Annotated in this window: 1 protein-coding gene; it reads right to left on the minus strand. The window is 41.6% G+C overall.

Annotation, left to right across the window (positions count from 1 at the left end):
* A partial coding sequence (locus ACZFYI_RS20320; protein ID WP_462525942.1) for an ABC transporter permease occupies positions 1-1,488 on the minus strand: 1,488 nt, incomplete at its 3' end.
* Positions 1,489-1,518 lie beyond the last annotated feature (30 nt).

Here is a 1,518-nt window from a genome sequence, read left to right on the forward strand (position 1 = left end):
CAAGACATTTTCAACAAATGAAAACTGCCTGTATGCATTGGTCAGGCTTTCCCTGTTTGATCGTGATACTTCCCCCATTGATATGGATAGGATGTTTTCCCTGTCAAAACCCAAATCAGCCTTGCGCATATAGGATTGTTGGAAATAGGCCACAGTGGCGCAAAACACCAAAATCCCGGACATCACAAACTGCAGCACAACCAAGCTTTGTCTTAAGGCGCTCTTGTTGGAATGAAAAGTAGTTCCTTTCAGAATCAGATTTGGCTTCAAACCTGAGAGGTACAAAGCCGGAAAAAATCCTGATAAAAATGTGGAAAGAGCCAAAGTAACCACAAGAAAAATCCAAACCTGCTTATCAACAAGGATGTTGAATGGGATCTCCTGCTGCAACAATCCAGAGAATACCGGCAAAAGGATTTCAACAATCAACAAGGCAAAAACCATTGCCAAGACATTGACCAAGAATGATTCGGTAAAAAACTGCCAAACCAATTGGGATTTTTTGGCACCTGTCACTTTCCTGATCCCAATTTCTTTCATCCGCTTGATAGCACGGGCTGTGGAGAGGTTGATGAAGTTGATGCAGGCCAAAATCAAAATAAAAATTCCGATGCTCAAGAAAATGTAAACCGTAGATTTTGCTGTGCTTGGGCTCAGTTCACTTTGATAGGAATTGTCCAAGTGGATCTCCGTTATTGGTTGTAAAAATGGCACATACTTTTTGGCTTCCTCCTCTGATCTTGCTTTTTTGGAAGCTTCTAAGGTGCCGCTGTTCACAAAATGGACATCGGAAGGGTCTTTCAATTTGACGTAGGTGTAACAATTCGGCCACCAAAAACTGCTAAATTCAGCAGTTAGTGGATAGCTTTCAGTTGCTTTGAAGGAATTGAGCGAGGTGATAAAATCAAAGTCCAAGTGTGTATTTGAGGGTAAATCTTTCAAAACGCCTTTCACGACAAATTCAAAATCCCCGGTTGAAATCAAGCTTTTCCCAATCGGATCAGCATCACCAAAGTATTTTTTGGCCATGGTTTCCGTCAACAAAATCTGAAATGGATCATCCAAAACTCCTGTTGTTGTGCCACTCAACAATGGAAAATCAAAAACCTCAAAAAAACCTTCATCCGCAAAAGTGAATTTTTCTTCCCTAAAGCTCTCTCCCTGATTTGGCCCATCGGCAGGTCTGAGGTAGGTACTGGTACGGTGAATCCTGACTGCCTTCTCGACTTGGTCAAATTCCTTGACCATCATCGGTGCAACTGCACCGCCGGTCCAGGCCCAGTTTTCATTCCCATCGACTTTTTGTGCAACTCTGAAAATCCTGTCAGAATCAGAATGAAAATGGTCATAGCTTAATTCCTGCCTGACAAATGCCAACAAAATCAGGCAACAAGCCAAACCCATCGCCAAACCAAATATATTGATGGCAGAAAAGGACTTCTGTCTTTTGATATTTCTCCAAGCGGTTATAAAGTAATTTTTAATCATAATTGGTTGGATTGTGGTTAGTGGAAATAT

The organism is Aquiflexum sp. (assembly GCF_977115555.1).